Origin of the sequence: Algoriphagus taiwanensis (assembly GCF_036245645.1) — a bacterium.
GTDB classification, from domain to species: domain Bacteria; phylum Bacteroidota; class Bacteroidia; order Cytophagales; family Cyclobacteriaceae; genus Algoriphagus; species Algoriphagus taiwanensis.
This window is the reverse complement of sequence record NZ_BTPE01000017.1, coordinates 25,131-46,891: the sequence shown is the minus strand read 5'-3', so window position 1 is coordinate 46,891 and position 21,761 is coordinate 25,131. Positions and strand designations below refer to the sequence as shown.

Sequence of the window (21,761 nt, the reverse complement as noted above, 5' to 3'; positions counted from 1 at the left end):
TCCTAACTTCCATACCTCCTTACCTCCATACTTCCCAACTCCCATTCTCCCCAACTTCCAAACTTCTCCTCATGAAACGATTTTGCCTTGCCCTCGACCTTATCGATGATCCGGAATCTATCAAAAAATATGAAGCCCATCATGCTCCGGGAGCCGCCTGGCCGGAAGTGACTCAGCATGACATTGACTGTGGAATATTGAATATTGAGATCTTCCGAACAGGCAACCGCATGTTTATGATTTTGGAAACAGTGGATGAGTTTACTTTCGAGAAAAAGGCAGAAATGGACGCCGCAAATCCCATCATTGCCAAGTGGGAGGAGTTGATGTTGGGATTTCAGCAACCTTTGCCTTGGGCCAAACCCGGAGAAAAATGGGTGCTCATGGATCGGATTTTCAAGTCTGGACTTTAATTTTCCGATATAGAATTCTTCTTGATTGATTTACTTTTTGTAAATTTTTGATGAACTAAATAAGCCAGGAAGGAGTCCCCTTCCTTCCTGGCGGAAAAAAGGATTTACATTTCGGCTTTGATCGCGGCAGCAATATCCACCTGCATCGCCATGATTATTTTCCGTAGCTCATCCAAGTATTTTGCCTCATCGGCCACAAGGGAATAGGCAGCATTGGAAGAAATTCCCCAATATGATCCATCATTCTTGTCAGTTTCTATCAAGCCTTCACTCCAATCATTCTTTCCTTCATAGGATTGGCCAAAAGTAATCCAAGTAAACAGCCCGTCTGGATTTACCAACTGAATCACAGGGGTAACTTCCAACCCAGCCTGAGTTTTCAGCTTATTGGAACTGATGGTGGAGGATCCCTTAAAATTGGCAAACGTAATATTGTATCCCACGCTTATCATATTCGTTTTTTCGGCAGCAGCCACCTTCCCATAAAAAGTCCCGGGAATATTGCCGGTAAAAACATAAACATTCTTGCCAGCTGGACGGAAATACAAACGTTCCTTTACCCCATAAACTCCAATATCAAATGCCGATTGCTTATCAAAAATGGGTTCGTCTCCAGTCTGGCCTATCATAAAATTATTCTTCCCTTTTGCGATCTGATCTTGAGCAGCCTTGGTTTGCAAAAGAGCATCTCCATCCACCAGTTTAAATCCAATTTTATCCAACTCACCCACCATGTGGATATATAGCTCCTCTACCAATTTTTGCATTCCTTCGGGGCTAATCCCCAACAAGGTGACATCAGAAAAGACCGAAGCAGCATTACTTACTGGTTTTGCCTGGGATTCCCCCTTCATGAAAGTGGCCTGATTGAAATAGTAATCGTTGATAAAAGTGGGGTTTTCCACAAAGGATTTAGCCACTTTTCCACCCATTTTGACGTTTGCTTTCCCTTCTTTGAGAAAATCTACCTGATCATATGGGCTCTGGGCAAATGAGCTGTAGCCTATATACAGACTAAGCGCGAGTAATCCGATTTTTTTCATGGTGCTGAGTTGTTAAATTGAAGATGAATTCAAAATTATTTTAAAGAACTCAAGCATTCCATACGGCATATGAAGTATTATGAACACCTGACTTTAAAAGTCTTTTTTCTGTTTTTTGTTGTGATCACCCATTCCTGCACTAGCCATATAGCAGAGACTGGCAATTCAATATCTGGGGATAGTACATTTACAACTCCTATCGGGAAAACCTATGAAATCCCTGCCCCTTCCGAAAAACTCCAAACCCAATACCAAGAAGCAAAAGTAGCTTACAATGCTAATCCAGAAGATGTCGAAGCCTTGATTTGGTATGGGAGAAGGACAGCCTACTTGGGTCAGTACAATCAGGCCATACAGATATTTTCCCAAGGGATTGAAAAATTCCCCAACGAACCCAAACTTTACCGCCATCGGGGTCATCGATACATTTCCATTCGGGAATATGAAAAAGCCATCTCAGACTTAGAAAAAGCCGCTGAATTGATTCAGGGAACCGAAAATGAAATCGAGCCGGATGGCATGCCCAATGCCCTGAACATCCCAGTCAGTTCCCTCCATGGCAATATTTACTACCATTTGGGCCTGGCTTATTATCTGGTTGGAGACTACGAGAAAGCCTATGAGGCTTATCTCAAATGCCGGGATAGCGGTTCGCATTACGACAATATTGTCTCCAGCACCCATTGGCTGTATATGATTCAGAAGCGACTCGGCAATCCAGCCAAAGCGGATTCGCTTTTGGCTCCAATTCATAAGGATTCTACCGTGATCGAAAATCAAAGCTATGCCGATCTTTGCCACTTGTACAAGGGCTGGATTCCGGTGGATTCTCTCATCCAGCAAGGTCCGGGAGGAAATCCCTCCAATGATGCGGTTCGCTACGGTGTGGCCAATTGGTATCTGTATCATCAGGACACGGCCAGAGCCAAAGAGATGATGCAGGGATTGCTGGAAACTAGTTCTTTTGCCTCTTTTGGCTATATCGCTGCTGAACAGGACTGGATTCGATGGTTTCAATCTAAATAGCCGAATATGAATTCCGACGAAAGAATCGCCAAAATGACATTTTCCTCTGTGTACCCCCACTACGTGACCAAAGTGGAGAAAAAGGGAAGATCAGAAGAAGAACTTCTTGAAGTCATCACTTGGCTCACCAACTTTTCGAAAGAGAAGATTCAATCATTAATCCATGAAAAAGTCAGCTTTCATGATTTTTTTGATCAGGCAGACCTAAATACCAATGCCCATCTGATCACCGGACTTATTTGTGGATACCGGGTGGAGCAAATCGAAAATCCCTTGACTCAGAAAGTTCGCTACCTGGACAAGTTGGTAGACGAATTGGCCAAAGGAAAAAAGATGGAAAAGATCCTTAGAACCGCATAATACTTCTGAATGAAAGCCAGAAAGGTCACTGTAGTCGGATCAGGAATTATTGGACTTACTTCTGCCATAGCCCTACAAGAGGCAGGTTTTGATGTTCGCCTTTTTGCCAAAGAGAAATTCGATTTTACCCTATCCCATAAAGTCGGCGCGGTGTGGTTTCCCTACACTATCGAGCCCAGAAAAAAAGTGGATCGATGGGCAGCAGTCAGCTATGCCCGCTATGAAAAAGAGTCCGAATATGCTGCGGGGGTATCGATGATTTCGTTCTTGAATGCCTACAAAGACCTGAAGGACGAGGAATGGATTCATCAGTTGCCTGCAGGAACGGTAAGAGAAGCCACATGGGATGAGCTCCCAAAAGGAATGAAAAAAGGGCTGATTGCAGATGTACCCCTGACCGAACCACCGCTTTATCTTCCTTATTTGTTTGATCAATTCCTGAATCAGGGCGGAAGCTTTGAATTGAGAACTTTCAGCAGCCTGGAAGAAATAGCTTCTCAAGATTCCCTGGTGGTGAATTGTACTGGTTTGGGAGCCAAAGCACTTTGTAAAGACGAGGATTTGCATCCTATGCGGGGTCAGATTTTGCGGGCAGAAAAGCTGGATATCCCCTCCTTTGCCGACCCTACGCAAAAAGGTGCACTTTCTTACATCATCGGAAGAAGCAGTGATTCCATTATAGGAGGTACCGATTATGATCAGGATTGGAATGAAGAAGAAGACCCCGAGGATACTTCAAGAATCCTATCCCGACTTCGGGGATTCGGGATAGGGGAGCCACCAAAAATTCTGGAAACTGTGGTGGGGCTGAGACCCAAGCGAAGCTCGGTGAGGTTTGAATTTGATCGGGATTTCCCCTCTGTTTTTCACAATTACGGACATGGAGGAGCAGGATACACCGTAGCTTGGGGATGTGCATTGGAGTTGGCACAAATCCTCGGTAATTCCAAGACTTCATTGGATGGTATTGCCGGGAAAAAGAAATGAACCCAAAGGAGATTAATTTCCTTAACTACCGTAGTTTACCCTTTATTTTTCTTCGAAAATCAAATGAATCCCACCTCTTTAAACTCCAAGGAAAAACGAATTCTCCCAATCATTCTGGCTACGGCCATCTTTATGCTGATGCTGGATTCCACCATCCTAAACACCTCCCTTCCTGCCATTGCTTATGACCTTGATGAGTCTCCGCTGAATATGCAAAATGCCATCATCAGCTACGTGCTGACTGTGGCTTTGCTGATGCCCATCAGTGGATTTATGGCGGACCGATTTGGCACCAAGCGGGTTTTTATCGGGGCATTGATGGTCTTTGCTTTAGGTTCACTATTCTGTTCTCTTTCCCAAAATCTAAATCAGCTGGTGCTTTCCCGGGTGATTCAGGGAGTGGGGGGCAGCATGATGACGCCTGTGGGCCGACTGACACTGATCAAATCCTTTCCCAGAAACGAAGTGGTGCAAGCGATGAATTTTGCCATTGTCCCAGCCCTTATCGGACCGATTTTGGGACCATTAGTGGGAGGCTATATGGTGGACTATCTGTCTTGGCAATGGATATTTCTGATCAATCTCCCCATCGCTGTCCTTGGTATTTTGCTCAGTCTGAAATTTCTGCCTGATTATTATTCTCCTTCATCAGAGTTTGACCTGAGAGGATTTCTGATTTTTGGAGCAGCCACTTTTATCCTTTCCATTTCCCTTGAGCTTTTGGGAGAGTCGGTCCAACTCACCCCCTTGCTGATTGGAGTGTTTTTGGGCTTTCTTTTACTCTATTTCTATTACCGCCATGCAAGGCGAGAGGACAACCCACTGTTTCCATTGGACCTTTTCCAGGTAAGAACCTTCCGGGTCGGTATCCTTGGTAATCTCGCCACCCGATTGGGAATCAGTTCAGTTCCCTTACTCCTGCCCTTGATGATTCAGATTGCCTATGGAAAGTCTGCTGTGATTTCGGGCTGGATAGTCGCTCCTATGGCCCTGACCGCTATGCTTGGCAAGTCTGTGGTGATGGGAATTTTGAACCGGATAGGATACAGAAAAACATTGATGTATAACACTTTCCTGATCGGTTGCTTGATTTGCTCTTTTGCTATTCCAAGCCTGGAAGCGTCCATCTATTGGCACTTGCCTATCATCGCCATTTTGGGATTTTTCAATTCCATTCAGTTTACTTCGATGAATTCCATTGCCATTGCAGACCTACGACCCTATCACACGAGCAGCGGCAACTCCCTGCTTTCGGTCAATCAGCAGTTGTCCATAGGCTTTGGGGTGGCTCTGGGATTATTGATACTGAAGCTTTTTGAAGGAGATGAAAAGCTCGTCCAAAGTGAAATCCACCAAGCTTTCCGCTATACCTTTTTGATCATAGGAAGCTTGACCATCATCTCAGGTCTGGTTTTTAGAAGGCTTCATTTTAGGGATGGGGAAAATCTTAAATCCTGAGTCCATCTTTTCTGAAAAATCCCTATCCAATAGGATACTTACCTAGACCACTCACTTTTAAACTGAGGAAAGGTGGCAAAAGGGGCTATCAGTAAATTTTCCCAACGAAGCTCTTTATTCAAAAGAAAACATAACACCCCTTGGCCCAATACCAGACTCAAGACTAAGGTGAGAGTATTCATTTCAAAAAACAGATATCCTGCCCCCATCAACCCAAATACCAATAGCGCATAGATCACTTTTAGTTGGGAAAAACGACGGATTCTGATTTGAACGAAAAGAGAAAGGAAACCAAACTTGGTTCGGCTATTTAGCAAGGCAAGCCCCGGGAGCAGGATCAGGATAGACCATAGATATCGATCATCAGGCATGGTGTAAATTAAGACCCAAAAAAGAGAGAAAAAAACACCAAGGCTCAGGAGAAAAGAGAGAACGGAAACCGAACGTCGGATGGCTTCAAATCTTTCCAGATTCCCTTTACTCCATTCATTGGAAAAAAGATGAAGAGCCGCCTCATAGACTCCGTTGGCTGGAGCCATCATCACACTCCACAAAGCAAAAACCATAGAAAAATAAGTCACTTCGGAGCTGGCACAGCAAATGGTAAGGTACCCCATAAACAAGTAGGTGAAGAGATAAAAAAAGAACACGGATAATCCTGGCAGAAATGCCGCCCTGACTAATACTTGGTCTATTCGAAATGATTTTCGGGGTACAGAAGGCACCGACTTGAACCATTGGTATACCTGAAATCGAAGAAGAATCACCCAAATCAGTTCAGATAGAATACCTGAAATCAATACGATTTTGACCGGATTGAACCATTCCCAGCTTAAGGTCTGAAGGCCCAAGACCAATCCGGTATTGACCAAGATGGAAATCAAGGCCAGGACACCAACAGTCTTGAGCTGCCCCATGCCTACCAAGAGCGCATGATGGCTCAAACCCAGAAAAAACAAAAGCACCAAAATAAGGAGCAAAGGAAGGCTTTCGAGGAGCATTTCGATCGAATCGCTCGACATCCACCCACTCAACAAAGAACCCAACAAAGCGGTAAGGATAAACACTCTCAAGCCGCGGGACAAAAAAATCCGAATGGAGCGATTGAAGACACTTTTGGCAAGGGGAAGCCGGCTGTGGTGCTTTGTCCTTGCATAAAAATTATGATAACTATCGGTCAGTGCATTACCGATTGCAAAACAACAAAGCAAAAACGTATCCAACAAGCCAATCACCCCGATGGCTTCCCCTTGACCAAAAGCGAATAAAAAAACTCCTGAAAAAAGAAGAACACTTTCACTCAATTCACAGAGAATCAAAGAAAAGGAATAGGTAAACAACTTAGACTTCCGAATAGCCACCATTTCTCTTGGAACAAAATCAATGCTTCAAGTTGAAAATGTCGGAGCGAATCAGGGTCACCCAAATGGGTGATTTAATCTTCTTCCTATGGAAAAAGAGGCAAAATAAATGCTATAAAAGGTTTTCTTTCAGTTCTTTGATCCGGAAAAGTGCCTGTGTCCGGTTTTTGACATCGAGCTTTTCAAAGAGATGCTGAAGGTGGGTTTTGACCGTGTTCACCGAGATAAAAAGTTCTTCAGCGATTTCTTTGTTGGTTTTCCCGGTTTTTAGCAATTCTACCAATTCCAATTCCCTTTCGCTGAGGGCATTGGGCAAGACCTCATTGATTTTCTCTAAATCCATGGAATCGTTACCCTGCCTTGCATATTCAAAATTGAAAATGGCGACTTCCAGAGAAGTCATGAGGCTGTTACCATCAAAGGGCTTCAGGAGATATCCGGCCGGAATGGTCTGCTTGGCCCTCTCCAGCGTCGCTTTGTCTGCATGACTGGTCAGGAAAACAAAGGGAAATTGGTAGAGCTTTCTGATCTCACCGGCTAGGGTAATCCCATCCATTCCCTCTCCTAAGTTAATATCCAACAAAAGTGCATCAGGCTGAGAGTCTTGCAATAGCTGAAGTGCTTCTTCCCCTTCATGGGCTATCCCCTGTACTTCAAAGCCGCTTTCTTCCAAATAACCCCGAATGTCCTCTGCAATCAGCGGCTCATCCTCCACGATCAGGATGCGATATTTTCTACCCATATGCGCTTGTATTTTCCAATGGTACAGGTGACACTATAGCCATCCTCAGTTTCGATAGTAATCGAAGCTCCAAGTTTATGCTGAAAGGCCTTGATCAACTTCATTCCGAAATTAGTCCCTGAGTTTTGGCTGGCCTTTTTTCCAACACCATCATCTTTGACTTGGAGAATCAGCAGATCTTCCTTCTCCAAAAATTTAACCTGAAGATTTCCGGTTTCCCCTTCCGGAAAAGCATATTTCAGGGAATTAGTAATCAATTCATTTAAAATAATCCCAACCGGAACAGCCGTATCTACATCCAAATGGATTGGTTCTACCTCCAAGTGTAAGGTAACTAAGTCCCGATCCAATCGATAAGTGTCAAAAAGATTCTGACTGAGTTGGCTTACATATTCCTGCATATTGATGCTTTTCAGATCATTCTCTCCATAGAGATACTGATGGATCAAGGCCATAGATTTGACCCGGTTTTGGCTTTCTTTCACAGCCTCCAAAGCTTTGGCGTCCTCGATCTCCCTGCCTTGGATACTCAGAAGACTACTGACCACTTGCAGGTTGTTTTTGACCCGATGGTGGATTTCTCTCAGCAGTACTTCCTTATCCTGCAGGGCTACTTGGATCGCCCTGTTCTTTTCGCCCAAAATCAACGCGTTTCTTCTTTGTGTTTTATACCGATAGGCATAAAATCCTCCCAACAGGAGGAGTAAAAGAGCGATGATTGCCAGTGTTCCCAGTCTGGTTCGGTTGGCCCGGGCTGCAAGTTCCCTTTCGGCAGCCTGCAGCTCAAGTTCTGTTATTTGCCTTTCCTTTCTTTCCGACTCATATTTTTGCTCCATGTCTGCTGTGAGCCGGAGTATTTCCATGGTCCTTAGGGAATCATTCAGTGTTATGTGTTTTTCAAAGTATTCATTGGCCTGCTCGGGCTTTCCATCGTCTTTGAGAATCTGTGCTTTTCGATAATAGAGATTACTTAGCCCAAGAAAACTCTTGACCCTATCCAAATATTCTTCCGCCTGATTGAGATATTCCAAGGCTCTACCCAATCTCCCTTCTACTTGCTCAAGAGTTCCCAACCCCTGAAGTGCTACTCCCACAGAATTGTAGTCTTTTGAAGCCAAACCCAATTTCCTTGCTTTTTCATAGTGAAATCTGGCTGAATCCAATTGACTTTTTTTACCATAAAAATCCCCCAAGCTCAAGCTGCTGTGAACGATCAGTATGGAGTCTTGAATGGCCTCAGAGATTTTGTTTGCTTCCTGAAAAAGCACCCCAGCGGTATCCAATTGGTTCAGATTTTTGTACGAAATCCCCAAATTGATCAGGCATGCCGCGATACCGGCCTCGTTTTTCCTGGATTCCTCAATCTCCAGTGACTTCTTAAAATAAATGAGAGAAAGCTCATAGTTTTCCTGATTTTGAAATAGAGCTGCCATGTTGTTGTAAGTGTTTTCCAAGCCTTCACCTCCGACTTCCTGCCTAAGAGGGATTACCTCAAGATAAAGGGCAATAGCCTCCTCAAATCTCCCGGAGAGCTCCATCAAAATGGCCTTCATCTCCAAGGAGACAGATTTCCAGTAGACGCTTTCCATTTCCTCAGCCATTGCCAGCGCTCTGTTGGCAAAATGCATGGCACTATCAAAATCCTGATAATAATATTCCCAAGCGATATCATTGAGCAAGCCGACGACCTCCTCATCAGAAGTTGTACTTTGTAGCTTTTGCTTCAATTCGAGAATCAACTCCGAATCAGATTGGGCTTTTGCCAAGTCAGCAGAAAAAAATACCAAAAGAAAAACGAGCAGATAAAAAACTAGCTTCATCTTCATGGGATTTGGGGGATCGGAATGAAGGTTGAATTTTATCCAAAATAGAAATTAATTAATAATCAGGGGGTTTTTCAGGAAAAATTAAGCCAATAAAATCTTTTCACTCCAAATATTCTGTCTTTTCTAAAGGGGAATAAAAGGAAAATCTAGGGGCTTTAGGGGCTTTTTCCCTACCTTTGCGACTTCTTGATTTCTCACCTTTCCATCTAAAAAATGGCTGTCAAAAAAATCCAATCTGCTCTTATTTCAGTCTTTTATAAGGACAACCTCGAACCAATCATCGCCCTACTTAAGCAACACGGAGTAAAAATCTACTCTACCGGTGGCACGCAAAAGTTTATCGAAGAACAAGGCGCTGAAGTCATCCCTGTGGAAGAACTCACCTCTTATCCTTCCATTTTCGGAGGAAGAGTAAAGACCCTACACCCAAAAGTATTCGGAGGCATCCTCTATCGAAGAGAAAATGAGGGGGATTTGGCTCAGGCAGCCGAATTCGACATTCCTGCCATTGACCTGGTAATTGTGGATTTGTACCCATTTGAAGAAACTGTCGCTTCGGGCGCATCAGAAGCAGATATTATTGAGAAAATCGATATCGGTGGAATTTCCCTGATTCGTGCCGCTGCCAAAAACTTCAAGGATGTGATCATCATTGCTTCCAAAAACCAGTACGGAGAATTGGAAGAAAAACTGAAGGCCCAAGACGGAGGCACCACCATCGAAGACAGAAGATACTTTGCCGCTCAGGCTTTCCAAGTGTCCTCCAACTACGACACCCATATTTTCAACTACTTCAACCAAAGCGAGGGAATTCCTGCTTTGAAGGTTTCCGAAAACAAGGCTAAAGCCCTCCGCTACGGAGAAAACCCCCATCAGGCTGCACATTTCTACGGAGACTTGGACAATCTTTTCGATCAGCTCAACGGAAAAGAACTCTCCTACAACAACCTGGTCGACGTAGATGCAGCAGTCAACCTGATTGCTGAATTTGACGGACAAACTGCCTTCGCCATCCTGAAGCATACCAACGCCTGCGGATGTGCCACTGCGGATACGGTGAAGGAAGCCTATCAAAAAGCTTTTGCAGCAGATACCACTTCCGCTTTCGGAGGCGTATTGGTGACCAACCAGACGGTGGACAAAGCGGCTGCTGAAGAAATGCATTCCCTTTTCTTCGAAGTGTTGATTGCACCGGAATTTACCGAGGAGGCTTTGGAAGTACTGAAAGGCAAAAAGAACCGAATCCTGCTTCGCCAGAAAATGGCTCTTCCGGGTACCAAAATGATCAAAACCCTTTTGAACGGAGTGATCGAGCAAGACAAGGATTTGGCTACCGAAAGCAAAGCTGATTTCAAAGTGGTAACAAAAGTTGCACCAAGCGAAAAAGAACTGGATGCTTTGGTTTTCGCAGCCAAAGTCTGCAAGCACACCAAGTCCAACACGATTGTTTTGAGTAACGATTCTCAGCTATTCGCTTCTGGAGTTGGACAAACTTCCAGAGTAGATGCTTTGCGTCAAGCCATCATCAAAGCTGGAGAATTTGGATTTGATTTGAAAGGAGCTGTAATGGCCTCCGATGCCTTCTTCCCCTTCCCAGATTGCGTGGAGATCGCTCACGAAGCAGGAATCACTGCGGTAGTTCAACCAGGTGGTTCCATCAAAGACCAAGATAGTATTGACTTCTGCGATGCACATGGCATGAGCATGGTGATGACCGGAGTGAGACACTTTAAGCATTAATCAAAGTATCTAGTATCAAGATAATAGTATCAAGACCTCCGGCTCCAATGGGATCGGAGGTTTTTTTAGTATAAAAAGAAAATGATGGGATCAGGTGGGCTTTCATGGAGCTTTGCTCTAGTTATTCATCACCACAAGGGCTTTTCATTATCCAAAGTAGAATTTACGTTTTCAATCCAAGGTTCCCGAAGATTTAAATTTTAGGAAGGCATTTTGACTAAATTCTTTTCTCTCCCTCACTTTTTTTATTTTAAACGTTCATCAATTAACTTGAAGTAAAATTTTCCCAAAAATGGAAGCTCTAAGAATCAAAGCATACCCAAAAAGCAAAAAACAAATTCAGTCTATCGCTGATTTTTTGAAAAAAGAGGGAATCGAATTTGAGTTGGTAGAAAAAGAAGATTTTTTGGATTTCATTTCAGAAATGGAATCTAGCCTAGTTCAGGTAAAGCAAATAAAGCTGGGAAAACAAAAGAAAGAGCTTGCAAAAGACTTTTTAAATGAATTAAGAGGTAATTCTCACACCAGATTTTAAAAAGTTCTTTAAACGGCTTTTTAAAAAGTACCCTTCTCTAAAGGATGACCTCTTAAAACTCATTCAAAAACTTGAAAAGGATTATAAAATAGGCACTCCCCTAGGTTCCAATCTCTTCAAAATCAGAATTTCGATCTCAAGTAAAAACAAGGGAAAATCAGGGGGTGCTAGGGTAATCTACTTTTTTGTAAGTAAACAAAATGAAATCTATTTGATTCACATTTTTGATAAAAGTGAGTTGGAAAGTCTGCCAAAAGAAACTTTTGTAGATCTTTTGAAAAAAACTGGCTTGATTTAAACAAAGTGATTTAGAGGTGGATATTATTGGGATTTTTGTTCTTCAACTTTTTCAAAGTTTTGATCTTTTGAAAAGTTAACTGGCCCAAGAATTCAATTCCTTTCATTTCCCAAGCCAAATCCGCTAATTTGCAAGGCGAACCCAAAAGCTCATTTTGCAGTTCTTGGTTCTTGAATCTTGCGTATTGCATCTTTCCATGAAACAGCACCATCTCAAGTTATATAATACCCTTTCTAGGGAAAAAGAAGATTTTGCACCCATCAACCCGCCCTTTGTGGGCATGTATGTCTGCGGACCGACCGTTTATGGGGATGCACACTTGGGCCATGGCCGTCCTGCAGTCACTTTTGATACGGTCAACCGCTATTTGACTCATTTAGGGTACCGAGTTCGCTATGTCCGAAATATCACGGATGTGGGTCACCTGACCGGAGATGCAGATGAAGGTGAGGACAAAATCGCCAAAAAGGCCAAGTTGGAGCAGCTCGAACCCATGGAAGTGGCTCAGCAATATACGGACACCTACCATCGAGACATGGCTTTGCTCAATACTTGGAAACCCAGTATCGAGCCACGCGCCACCGGTCATATTCCGGAGCAAATCGCCTTGGTAGAAGCCATTCTCAAGGAAGGATTGGCCTACGAGGTGAATGGCTCGGTCTATTTCGATGTGTTGAAATACAACAAATCCTACAAATACGGTAAGCTATCCGGTCGAGTCCTCGACGAGTTGATCAGTGGAAGTCGAGACTTGGATGGTCAGGGTGAAAAGCGTAATTCCGTTGATTTTGCCCTTTGGAAAAATGCAGCTCCGGAGCACCTGATGAAGTGGGAATCCCCTTGGGGAGTGGGTTTTCCGGGCTGGCACTTGGAATGTACAGCCATGAGTTCTAAATACCTCGGCACCCAGTTTGACATTCACGGAGGCGGAATGGACTTGATGTTTCCCCACCACGAATGCGAAATCGCTCAAGGCAATGCCTGCAATCACCGTGATCCAGCCAAGTACTGGATGCACAACAACATGATTACCATCAACGGGCAGAAGATGGGCAAGTCCTTGGGGAATTTCATTACCCTTCAGGAGTTGTTTACCGGCAACCATAAGCTACTTGAACAGGCTTACAGTCCGATGACCATCCGGTATTTCATGTTGACAGCCCATTACCGATCCACTTTGGACTTTTCCAATGAGGCACTAAAGGCTGCGCAAAAGGGCTACAAAAAGATCATCAACGGGCTGAGAATCGCCCGAATGCTGGAGTTCAATCCCAATGCAGAAGTGGCTTTGGATGAGAATCAGATCAAGCAAGTCGAAAGCAGCATCTCGGCCGCCTACCGCGCCATGGACGATGATTTCAACACTGCACAGGCGATAGGACACTTGTTCAACCTGTTGAAAAAGATCAATTCCATTTTCACTGGGCAACTTTCCTCTGCCGCTTTGGGAGAAGAGGTATTCCAGAAAATGAAAGATACCTTCATCACTTTTGTGGTGGATATTCTGGGGCTGATTGAGGAGAAAAGCGACGTGCAGAATTCCATGCTGGATCTTTTGCTCAAGCTGTATGGGGAAGCAAAAACTGCCCGAGATTACGCCAAGGTAGATGAAATCCGCGCAGGCCTGAAAGAAATGGGATTTGTGGTCAAAGACATGAAAGACAAAATCGACTGGGCATATGAAGAATAACAAGATTTGGCTTTTTGCCCTGTTGATATTGGCCTGGGCTTGTTCCGGTGAAAAAAACACAGAAACGCAGGTTGCCGAAGTAGTTGTCAAACCCTATCCTGCCTTCAATGCAGATTCGGCTTATGCTTTTGTGCAAAAGCAGGTAGACTTCGGGCCGAGAGTACCCGGCACACCCGGTCATGCAGCCACTAAAGCCTGGATTATTTCCCAAATGGAATCCTATGGGATGAGTGTTCAAACTCAGGATTTTCAGGTGAAAACCTACGATGGACTAAATTGGGATTTAAGCAACATCATCGCTTCCTATAATCCCCAAGCTACCAAGAGAATCCTTTTGGCAGCCCATTGGGACACCCGCAGAATCGCAGACAAAGACACCGAGCGGATGAATGAACCGATCGACGGAGCCAATGACGGTGCTTCCGGGGTAGGGGTTCTTCTGGAAATCGCAAGAACCATTTCCAGCCAAGGTCTGAAGCCAGAAGTGGGAGTTGACTTTATTTTCTTTGACGGAGAGGATGATGGAGAACCTGAAATGTCCTCCGGAAGAAATAATTCCCAAATCTGGTGGTGCCATGGCTCGCAATACTGGTCCAAAAACAAGCACATCCCGAATTACTCGGCCTATTACGGAATTTTGGTAGATCTCGTGGGAGCTAAAAATGCACGGTTTTACAGGGAAGGATATTCCAGACAGTTTGCCGGGGGGATTGTTTCCAAAGTATGGGGACACGCTTCCCAATTGGGGCATTCCGGGTTTTTTATCCAAAAAGACGCTCCAGAGATCGTAGACGACCACTATTTTGTCAATGCTCAGGCTGGCATCCCAATGATCGACATTATCGAATTTTCTCCTGATTTTGGATTTGGCCACTATCACCATACCCATCAGGACAATATGGAACTGATCGACTCCCGCACATTGAAGGCTGTAGGAGAGACCGTTTTATTCACAGTTTATCAGGAATAGCGATTTTTCTAAAAATCTTTGCTTTATTCGTAAATGCAGACGATTGCAATTTTGGGAATTAAGAAGGAAGAAGTATGAAAAAAGGGCATCAGGTCACGATGAAGGAAATCGCCAAAAAACTTGGTGTATCTGTGTCTACTATTTCCAGAGCCCTGAAGGACTCTCCTGAGCTCCATCCGGAAACCAAAAGGAAAATTGTGGAAATGGCCAAAGAGATGAATTACCAGCCTAACCTGCTGGCCCAATCTCTCCGGATTTCCCGATCAAAAACCTTGGGTGTCATCGTCCCCGAAATCACTTCTCATTTTTTCGCTTCCTGTATCAGCGGAATCCAAGATCACGCCAATACTCGCGGCTACAATGTCATCATCTGCCAAAGCAATGAATCCCTAGATCAGGAAAAAGCCAATATTCGCACCTTGGTGTCCAGCCAAGTAGATGGGCTTTTGATTTCTCTCAGCCGAGAAACCAATCGGTTTGAGCATTTGTACGACCTCTACAACCGGGAGATCAACTTCGTTCTTTTTGACCGGGTTCAGGAAGATATTCCCGTATCCAAAGTCACTTTCAATGATGCTGGTGGTGCTTATCAAGTCGTAAAGCATCTTTTGGAAAATGGTTCCCGAAAAATCGTCTATGTCTCAGGACCGGAAGATCTCTATATTTCCAAAAAAAGGAAGGAAGGATATCTCAAGGCATTGAAAGAATATGGATTGGAAGAAGATCCGTCTTTGATCAAAATCACCGATCTAACTGAGTCTGGGAACATTCAAGTTGCCCAGGAAATCCTAAAAATGGATCCAAGACCGGATGCGGTTTTTTGCATGATTGACCCGGTAGCTGTGGATGTGCTTACCGAATGGAAAGCGCAGGGAATTCGTATTCCTGAGGACATAGCCCTGGCAGGATTTACCAACAATCCCACTTCCGCAGTAGTAGAACCTCCCTTGACTACAGTATCTCAACCCGGATATGAGATGGGAAAATTAGCTGCCACTCACCTCTTGGACCAATTGGACGGAATTGCTTCCGAAGATCCCATTTCGATCATTTTGGAAACCACGCTGGTGCCTAGGAAGTCTTCCCAACATTTTCAAAACCATTAACTATCTATATTTTGTGAATAGTGAATTGTAAACGGTAAATAGTCAGTAGTATTTTCAGATACTGATTACCATTTACTATTTACCAATTACCAAATCTAATGCACCCCCTACTCCTCTCTACTTTTCATTCCAACTTTTCAAGTTCACCTTTAATTGCCTTTGCTCCTGGCAGGATCAATTTGATCGGAGAACACACAGATTATCAGGAAGGATTTGTATTTCCGGCTGCCGTGAAGCAGGGAATTTGGGTGGCGATTCAGAAAAACGATTCCCCTACCTGTAGGCTGATTTCTGCAGACTTCGGACAGGAATTCAGCTTTGATCTGGATTCATTATCCCCCAAAAAGGGCCACTGGGCAAACTATGCCATGGGAATGTGCGCCCTAATGAAGCAGTCTGGCTATGAAGTAATGGGATTTGACATGGTCATTGGAGGAAATATTCCGGTAGGATCGGGACTTTCTTCTTCGGCCGCACTATCAGTTGGAATTGGAACTGCGATTTCAGCGCTTTTTGACTTCAATATCCCAAAGAAAAACTTGGCCTTGTATGCCCAAAAATCCGAGCATCTCTATGCCGGAGTGAAATGCGGGATTATGGACCCTTATGCTTCGGCTTTCGGGGTGGAAGGAAAGGCTCTTTTGCTGGATTGTAGGAGTAATACCCACAGGGAAATCCCTGTACAGCTTGGAGACTATTTCCTTATGCTCGTCAATACCAAAGTGAAGCATACCTTGGCGGATACTGCGTATAATAAGCGCCGGGAAGCCTGTGAGGAAAGTGTCAAAATCCTACAAGCTGAGTTTCCAGATATCAAAACGCTCCGTGATTTATCAGTAGCTGACCTTGAAAAAGTAGAACTGCTCCTACCTGAGTCCCTTTTCCCAAAAGCAAAACACATCATCACCGAATGCGCCCGTGTGCATAAGGCCGCAAAGGCTCTCCAATCTGGAGATTTAATCACATTCGGAAGACTTCTGGATGCATCCCATACCAGCCTGAGCCAAGACTTTGAAGTGAGCTGCCCCGAACTGGATTTTCTAGCTCAAATGGCCACTTCAATGCCTGAAGTCCTGGGTTCCCGAATGATGGGAGGAGGATTTGGAGGATGCACGATCAATCTGGTGAGGACGGATTTTTTGGAAAAATTCAAAAGCCATATACAAATTGGCTATGAAAAAAGATTTTTAAAGTCCCCGGAATTTATTCCAGTAGAAGTTTCTGAGGGAGCAAGAATACTTTAGTTTGGGATTTCATCGACAAAATCGACCGATTGATCCATTATATCGCTCCTTGTATTTCTTATCAATCAAGCATTTGGACTTTTTTCCTAATTTCCCCAAAAAAAATTCTCAAACCTCATGAATTACCCAAATAACCTAAGGAGCCTAATCGTGGTGATTATGCTCATTGGATTGGGATTGGTTGCTTGTTCCAAAAAGCGGGAAGGCAATCCAAAAGTCCTGATCTTCAGCAAAACAGCTGGATATTATCATGAATCCATTCCCTCAGGAATTGCTGCCATCCAAAAACTAGGCGCAGAAAATGGATTTGAGGTGGATACCACCAAAAATGCAGCAAACATCAACGAGGAAAACTTAGCTCAATATGCGGCGGTAATCTTCCTCAGCACTACGGCTGATGTTCTGGATCATTTCCAGGAAGCAGATTTTGAACGCTACATCCAATCGGGTGGTGGCTTTGTTGGAATCCACGCAGCTGCCGATACCGAGTACGAATGGGGCTGGTATGGACGATTGGTAGGGGGGTATTTTGAAGACCATCCCGGAATCAACGATCCTCATCCCAATGTGCAACCGGGAAAAATTACCAAAACTGGAGAAAATCATCCTTCCGTGGACTTCCTTCCGGAATCTTGGGAGCGAACCGACGAATGGTATAGCTACAAAAACATCAACCCCAACACCAAAAAGCTCCTGATGCTGGATGAAGCCTCTTATCAGGGAGGAGCTGACATGGGTGAGCATCCCATTGCTTGGTATCACGAATTTGACGGAGGAAGAGCATGGTATACCGGCGGAGGACATACACACGAATCCTTCTCTGAGGAGAATTTCCTTAAGCACCTTTTGGCTGGTATTCAGTATGCCATCGGGGATAATGAAGAATTGGATTACTCCAAAGCCAAATCCAAAAGAACTCCTGAAGAAAACCGCTTTACCAAGACCACCCTTTCCATCGGGGAGTTTACCGAACCAACCGAGATGACCGTGTTACCTAATTTGGACATTTTGGTGGCCCAAAGAAGAGGGGAAATTCTACACTACAACAATGCGACTGGTGAACTCAAAGAAGTCGCCAAACTGGATGTGTATTGGAAGGCAGAAGTGCAGGGAGTCAATGCGGAAGAAGGGGTAATGGGCCTACAAAAAGACCCAAATTATGCCCAAAACAATTGGGTGTATGTGTTCTACTCTCCTACCGGATCAGAAGAAATCAACCGTCTTTCCCGATTTAAATTTGCTAATGGATCATGGGATATGGGTTCTGAGCAGGTGATTTTGGACCTGTATTCTCAGAGAAATATCTGCTGTCATACCGGAGGTTCCATTGCCTTTGATGCTCAGGGAAACCTATTTCTTTCCACAGGTGACAACTCCACTCCTTTCAATCAACCCAACACTCCTTACCGTCTGAATGGCTATGCACCTCTTGATGGACGCGACGGCAACAAGCAGTATGATGCCAGAAGAAGCTCCGGCAACTCCAATGACCTGAGAGGAAAAATCATCCGAATCAAGGTCAATGAAGACGGAAGTTATACCATCCCAGAGGGCAACCTTTACCCGCAAGGAACAGAAGGCACCCGTCCGGAGATTTACGTTCAAGGCTTGAGAAATCCTTACCGAATCTCAGTGGACCAAAAGACTGGGTTCCTTTATTGGGGAGAGGTCGGTCCAGATGCCAACAACGACTCTCTGGACATCAAAGGTCCAAGAGGGTATGACGAAGTCAATCAGGCGAAGAAAGCCGGACATTTCGGTTGGCCATATATCATCGGGAATAATTATCCTTATCGCGAGTTCAACTACGAAACCGGCCAAACAGGGCCGGCTTTTGACCCGGCTGGCCCAGTAAACAACTCTCCGCATAATACCGGTTTAAAGCAATTGCCTCCTGTGCAGCCTGCTTTCATCTGGTATCCTTATGCCGCTTCTCCAGACTTCCCGTCCGTGGGTACAGGCGGAAGAAATGCAATGGCAGGACCAGTTTACTACTCTGACATGTATCCAGCAGAAACCCGATATCCGGATTATTTCGACGGAAAACTGTTCATCTACGAATGGATCAGAGGTTGGGTGAAAGTAGTGACCATGACTGAGGATGGCAGCTTTGACAAAATGGAGCCATTTATGGCAGGGACCAAGTTCAACGCCCTGATGGATATGGAAATGGGTCCTGACGGAAAAATCTACATTTTGGAATATGGAAATGGTTGGTTTACCAAAAACCCGGATGCCGGTCTGTTCCGAATCGATTACAATGGAGGCAACAGAGCACCTGTCGTAGCCAGTCTTTCATCAGATAAATCCTCCGGGAAAAATCCTTTGACTGTAACCTTTACAGCCAGTGCTAGTGATCCAGAGAACGATCCTTTGTCTTATACTTGGGATCTCGGAAACGGAGAAACCAAAACAACCACAGTACCAACATTAACCCATACCTATACTTCTATGGGGGACTTTGAGATCAAAGTCACAGCTAATGATCCTGCCGGACTGAGTGGAGTAAGCGTACCCGTAAGCGTATATGCCGGAAACACGGCTCCTGAGGTTCAGATTGTGATTGAGGGCAATCAATCCTTCTATTTCCCAGGCAAGAAAGTATCCTATACTGTAACAGCCGTCGATCCGGATGAGCCGGAAGCCAGCTTGGATATGAGCTCGATGTACGTGTCAGCGGATTACGTATCCGGTGTGGATTTAGCAGAAGCAGACATGGGACACAAAGTGATGAGTGAAGCAATGACCGGAAAATCGCTGGTACAATCGCTCACTTGTAAGACTTGCCACAAAGAAAATGAAGCTTCCATCGGACCGGCTTATACCGACGTTGCTAAAAAATATCGGGAAAGAGATCGAAACTACCTCCTCAATAAGATCAAAAACGGAGGCGGAGGCGTATGGGGGGAAACAGCCATGCCAGCAAATCCGGATTTGAAATCAGCCGATGCCAATGCTTTGGTGACCTATATCCTATCCTTGAGAAATGAAGCGAAAGCAAGTCTCCCTACTAAGGGCTCGGTCGAGCCAACAATGGGTAAGCAAGCTTCCCCTACGGGAGCTTTGGTGATCTCAGCAACTTATACAGATAAGGGAGGAGAAAATATCAAACCTTTGACAGGAGCCAACTCAGCCATGCTGACTTCCAATTCCCCTAGTCTTGCTATGGCAGGAGAATTTGCCGGCTACAACAAAATGGTATTCAATGGCCAAACTCTCCTGACTATTCCAGCTCAGGCGGCCTCTTTTGCCATGCCAGCAACTGACCTGACTGGTATTGGTTCGGTGACTCTCAACATGGCTATCCAAGGAGAAGTTACCAATCCTATTACCTTCGAAATCAGACTGGATAGCCCAGATGGTCCGGTAGTAGGTCAAGGTTCCGTCAATCCTGGACCGGGAATGCAAGTGCCTCAGATGCCTTTACCTATGTTTATGGCCAATATTCAACTGACCGGCGAGCAAGACGGACAGAAGCACAAGCTTTACTTCGTCAGTGATCCAAATGGGTCAGATTTAGGTACTGCCATCATTATAAGTATGACTTTCAATGCCAAGTAACCTCCTTCTTTAACTAAATAAAAATGCCATTCCGGATTTTCGGAATGGCTTTTTTTTTGATCCTTTCGAAGGACCCTTATTTGAATTTCAGAATATTCAATTGTCAACTTTTGATCATCCAACTTCCTGGCTTCCTTACCTCCTAACTTTCCTACTTCATCGGAGAAAATGGTAGCGTTTTGAAGAAGACAGCATCTACTTTCTCCACAATTTTTCCTGATTCTTCTGAAGCATCTCGAGCTTTGATCCACTCTGGATCTACACGGAACCGGTCAAATGCCGCATTGAACGCATCTTTGGAATCATGTCCGAGCAAATAAACCAATTTGGGTTGGCTACCGTCTTTTTCCACAGTCAGCCAATAAGGATAATTCTTCAGACCTTGCTTTTCGAATAAGGCTCTGGTATGGTCTCGGAATCGGACCTGAATATTTTCGATTTTGCCGGGAAAGCAGTGGTAGGTTCTCATTTGGAAAATCCCACTTCCGGTTGGAATCGGAGTATCATTCAGTTCCGGCGCCAAAACCATAAAGGTTTGTTCAATACTTTTGACCAAAGGACCTTTCACCCGGGATTCTTCATAGGCTTTTTTCCACACCGGATCATTCAGGAAGATTTCCCAGCTTTTTTCTCTGGCAGCCTCATCCGGATAGCCCAAAATATAGGTCAGGGAATTGTCCGTGTTTTCCTCAGGCACGAAATAAACGATATTTTCCATCCCGGCCTTTTCAAAGAGATGGCGGGTATGATCTTCAAAGCGCTTGATCAAATCCGGGAGTTTACCGGGGTGAGCGATATACTTTCGGATTTCAAAATATCTGGAAGTAGAGGTCTTAGGTAGTTGAGCAAAGGCTCCAAAGCAAAGCAAAATGGCCAAAGCAGAAAGAAGTACTTTTTTCATCAGGTTAGTGGGTTTGATTTAGGGAAATACAATTGAAATACGATGGAAATAAAACCTCCTTCGGAGGTTGAAATAAAGGTCTATGCTACGGATTTTTTTTCCAGGCCTTATACAGAGCCGGGCTAAGTACCAATGCAATTATTGCAAGTCCGAAAGTCTCTCGGTTTTCTTCCATTTCAGGAGTCTTCATGGTCAGGTCTTTTTGTGCCCACTCATCTGCAATCCAGTCTCCAACTCCGCCCGGGAAGAAGTAAATCGCTCCTAAAACAGCTAAGACCACAACCAGCGTCAGAGGGAGTTTTGGGAAAATCCCCCGAACACCCAGCAAGCAGAAAATCATGGCAACTCCATAGATACTGACCCAAACCTCCGGATCGGGATCGTTAAACTGCCAATAGGCGAATAGGGCAAACAGGAAAATCCAAGTTCCGAAGAAGTATTTGTTGAATTTCATTGAGATAAAGTTGGGTTGAGTTGGATAAAACTAAGCAATTTCAAAT

General features: G+C 44.4%; 19 protein-coding genes. 13 read left to right on the top strand and 6 right to left on the bottom strand.

The annotated features are described in order from the left end of the window. Positions 1 to 71 precede the first annotated feature (71 nt). Positions 72 to 413: an L-rhamnose mutarotase gene (locus AAA938_RS18190; protein WP_338230194.1), complete on the top strand. Its 342-nt coding sequence runs from the start codon at positions 72 to 74 to the stop codon at positions 411 to 413. Positions 414 to 517: 104 nt separating this feature from the next. Here the strand turns inward: AAA938_RS18190 and AAA938_RS18185 are convergent, their stop codons facing one another. After that, positions 518 to 1,456 (bottom strand): hypothetical protein, encoded by a 939-nt coding sequence (locus AAA938_RS18185; RefSeq protein WP_338230193.1) that lies wholly within the window; start codon positions 1,454 to 1,456, stop codon positions 518 to 520. Positions 1,457 to 1,525: 69 nt separating this feature from the next. On the opposite strand from AAA938_RS18185, the gene AAA938_RS18180 reads away from it, so the two are divergent. The 4 genes from AAA938_RS18180 to AAA938_RS18165 all read left to right on the top strand — a co-directional run bounded on the left by AAA938_RS18180 (position 1,526) and on the right by AAA938_RS18165 (position 5,287). Continuing rightward, positions 1,526 to 2,482: a tetratricopeptide repeat protein gene (locus tag AAA938_RS18180; RefSeq protein ID WP_338230192.1), complete on the top strand. Its 957-nt coding sequence runs from the start codon at positions 1,526 to 1,528 to the stop codon at positions 2,480 to 2,482. Between the two features lie 6 nt (positions 2,483 to 2,488). Continuing rightward, positions 2,489 to 2,842, top strand: coding sequence for a DUF2200 domain-containing protein (locus tag AAA938_RS18175; protein ID WP_338230191.1), 354 nt, complete (start codon positions 2,489 to 2,491; stop codon positions 2,840 to 2,842). Positions 2,843 to 2,851: 9 nt separating this feature from the next. Beyond that, on the top strand, positions 2,852 to 3,829 hold the full coding sequence (locus AAA938_RS18170; protein ID WP_338230190.1) for an FAD-dependent oxidoreductase: 978 nt from the start codon (positions 2,852 to 2,854) through the stop codon (positions 3,827 to 3,829). Positions 3,830 to 3,892: 63 nt separating this feature from the next. Continuing rightward, complete coding sequence (locus tag AAA938_RS18165; protein WP_338230189.1) at positions 3,893 to 5,287, top strand: MFS transporter; 1,395 nt, start codon at positions 3,893 to 3,895, stop codon at positions 5,285 to 5,287. Between the two features lie 38 nt (positions 5,288 to 5,325). Here AAA938_RS18165 and AAA938_RS18160 read toward each other — a convergent pair whose 3' ends face one another. The 3 genes from AAA938_RS18160 to AAA938_RS18150 all read right to left on the bottom strand — a co-directional run bounded on the left by AAA938_RS18160 (position 5,326) and on the right by AAA938_RS18150 (position 9,210). Then, complete coding sequence (locus AAA938_RS18160; protein WP_338230188.1) at positions 5,326 to 6,627, bottom strand: hypothetical protein; 1,302 nt, start codon at positions 6,625 to 6,627, stop codon at positions 5,326 to 5,328. Positions 6,628 to 6,760: 133 nt separating this feature from the next. Next, entirely contained in the window at positions 6,761 to 7,390 is a 630-nt protein-coding gene (locus tag AAA938_RS18155) for a response regulator transcription factor (protein ID WP_338230186.1), read from the bottom strand. Continuing rightward, a complete protein-coding gene (locus AAA938_RS18150; RefSeq protein ID WP_338230185.1) occupies positions 7,366 to 9,210 on the bottom strand; it encodes a histidine kinase dimerization/phosphoacceptor domain -containing protein in 1,845 nt (614 codons plus the stop codon). Before AAA938_RS18150 ends, AAA938_RS18155 begins: the two co-directional genes overlap by 25 nt. 219 nt (positions 9,211 to 9,429) lie before the next feature. On the opposite strand from AAA938_RS18150, the gene purH reads away from it, so the two are divergent. From purH to AAA938_RS18110, 8 genes are all read left to right on the top strand, one after another. Further along, positions 9,430 to 10,956: a bifunctional phosphoribosylaminoimidazolecarboxamide formyltransferase/IMP cyclohydrolase gene (purH, locus tag AAA938_RS18145; RefSeq protein ID WP_338230184.1), complete on the top strand. Its 1,527-nt coding sequence runs from the start codon at positions 9,430 to 9,432 to the stop codon at positions 10,954 to 10,956. A 358-nt stretch (positions 10,957 to 11,314) separates the two neighbouring features. Next, positions 11,315 to 11,491, top strand: a complete 177-nt coding sequence (locus tag AAA938_RS18140; protein ID WP_338230183.1) for a hypothetical protein — start codon at positions 11,315 to 11,317, stop codon at positions 11,489 to 11,491. Further along, positions 11,472 to 11,789: a type II toxin-antitoxin system RelE/ParE family toxin gene (locus tag AAA938_RS18135; RefSeq protein WP_338230212.1), complete on the top strand. Its 318-nt coding sequence runs from the start codon at positions 11,472 to 11,474 to the stop codon at positions 11,787 to 11,789. Before AAA938_RS18140 ends, AAA938_RS18135 begins: the two co-directional genes overlap by 20 nt. Positions 11,790 to 11,985: 196 nt before the next feature. Continuing rightward, positions 11,986 to 13,479 carry a cysteine--tRNA ligase gene (cysS, locus tag AAA938_RS18130; protein ID WP_338230182.1) on the top strand — a complete coding sequence of 498 codons (1,494 nt, stop codon included), beginning with the start codon at positions 11,986 to 11,988 and terminating at the stop codon, positions 13,477 to 13,479. Continuing rightward, on the top strand, positions 13,469 to 14,449 hold the full coding sequence (locus AAA938_RS18125) for a M28 family peptidase (RefSeq protein ID WP_338230181.1): 981 nt from the start codon (positions 13,469 to 13,471) through the stop codon (positions 14,447 to 14,449). The genes cysS and AAA938_RS18125 overlap by 11 nt, the downstream gene beginning before the upstream one ends. Positions 14,450 to 14,523: 74 nt before the next feature. After that, on the top strand, positions 14,524 to 15,555 hold the full coding sequence (locus AAA938_RS18120; protein WP_338230180.1) for a LacI family DNA-binding transcriptional regulator: 1,032 nt from the start codon (positions 14,524 to 14,526) through the stop codon (positions 15,553 to 15,555). A gap of 98 nt (positions 15,556 to 15,653) precedes the next feature. After that, positions 15,654 to 16,799 (top strand): galactokinase, encoded by a 1,146-nt coding sequence (gene galK / locus AAA938_RS18115; RefSeq protein WP_338230178.1) that lies wholly within the window; start codon positions 15,654 to 15,656, stop codon positions 16,797 to 16,799. Between the two features lie 117 nt (positions 16,800 to 16,916). Further along, on the top strand, positions 16,917 to 20,360 hold the full coding sequence (locus AAA938_RS18110; protein WP_338230177.1) for a ThuA domain-containing protein: 3,444 nt from the start codon (positions 16,917 to 16,919) through the stop codon (positions 20,358 to 20,360). Positions 20,361 to 20,511: 151 nt separating this feature from the next. Here the strand turns inward: AAA938_RS18110 and AAA938_RS18105 are convergent, their stop codons facing one another. Both AAA938_RS18105 and AAA938_RS18100 read right to left on the bottom strand, forming a co-directional pair. After that, entirely contained in the window at positions 20,512 to 21,261 is a 750-nt protein-coding gene (locus tag AAA938_RS18105) for an NIPSNAP family protein (RefSeq protein WP_338230176.1), read from the bottom strand. Between the two features lie 85 nt (positions 21,262 to 21,346). Further along, positions 21,347 to 21,715: a transmembrane 220 family protein gene (locus tag AAA938_RS18100; RefSeq protein WP_338230175.1), complete on the bottom strand. Its 369-nt coding sequence runs from the start codon at positions 21,713 to 21,715 to the stop codon at positions 21,347 to 21,349. Positions 21,716 to 21,761 lie beyond the last annotated feature (46 nt).

What these genes read in the sequence shown, in the direction of transcription:
- AAA938_RS18190 (WP_338230194.1), top strand. Translation starts at nt 72, where the DNA reads ATGAAACGATTTTGCCTTGCCCTCGACCTTATCGATGATCCGGAATCT.
- AAA938_RS18185 (WP_338230193.1), bottom strand. Translation starts at nt 1,456, where the DNA reads ATGAAAAAAATCGGATTACTCGCGCTTAGTCTGTATATAGGCTACAGC.
- AAA938_RS18180 (WP_338230192.1), top strand. Translation starts at nt 1,526, where the DNA reads ATGAAGTATTATGAACACCTGACTTTAAAAGTCTTTTTTCTGTTTTTT.
- AAA938_RS18175 (WP_338230191.1), top strand. Translation starts at nt 2,489, where the DNA reads ATGAATTCCGACGAAAGAATCGCCAAAATGACATTTTCCTCTGTGTAC.
- AAA938_RS18170 (WP_338230190.1), top strand. Translation starts at nt 2,852, where the DNA reads ATGAAAGCCAGAAAGGTCACTGTAGTCGGATCAGGAATTATTGGACTT.
- AAA938_RS18165 (WP_338230189.1), top strand. Translation starts at nt 3,893, where the DNA reads ATGAATCCCACCTCTTTAAACTCCAAGGAAAAACGAATTCTCCCAATC.
- AAA938_RS18155 (WP_338230186.1), bottom strand. Translation starts at nt 7,390, where the DNA reads ATGGGTAGAAAATATCGCATCCTGATCGTGGAGGATGAGCCGCTGATT.
- AAA938_RS18150 (WP_338230185.1), bottom strand. Translation starts at nt 9,210, where the DNA reads ATGAAGCTAGTTTTTTATCTGCTCGTTTTTCTTTTGGTATTTTTTTCT.
- purH (WP_338230184.1), top strand. Translation starts at nt 9,430, where the DNA reads ATGGCTGTCAAAAAAATCCAATCTGCTCTTATTTCAGTCTTTTATAAG.
- cysS (WP_338230182.1), top strand. Translation starts at nt 11,986, where the DNA reads ATGAAACAGCACCATCTCAAGTTATATAATACCCTTTCTAGGGAAAAA.
- AAA938_RS18125 (WP_338230181.1), top strand. Translation starts at nt 13,469, where the DNA reads ATGAAGAATAACAAGATTTGGCTTTTTGCCCTGTTGATATTGGCCTGG.
- AAA938_RS18120 (WP_338230180.1), top strand. Translation starts at nt 14,524, where the DNA reads ATGAAAAAAGGGCATCAGGTCACGATGAAGGAAATCGCCAAAAAACTT.
- galK (WP_338230178.1), top strand. Translation starts at nt 15,654, where the DNA reads ATGCACCCCCTACTCCTCTCTACTTTTCATTCCAACTTTTCAAGTTCA.
- AAA938_RS18110 (WP_338230177.1), top strand. Translation starts at nt 16,917, where the DNA reads ATGAATTACCCAAATAACCTAAGGAGCCTAATCGTGGTGATTATGCTC.
- AAA938_RS18105 (WP_338230176.1), bottom strand. Translation starts at nt 21,261, where the DNA reads ATGAAAAAAGTACTTCTTTCTGCTTTGGCCATTTTGCTTTGCTTTGGA.
- AAA938_RS18100 (WP_338230175.1), bottom strand. Translation starts at nt 21,715, where the DNA reads ATGAAATTCAACAAATACTTCTTCGGAACTTGGATTTTCCTGTTTGCC.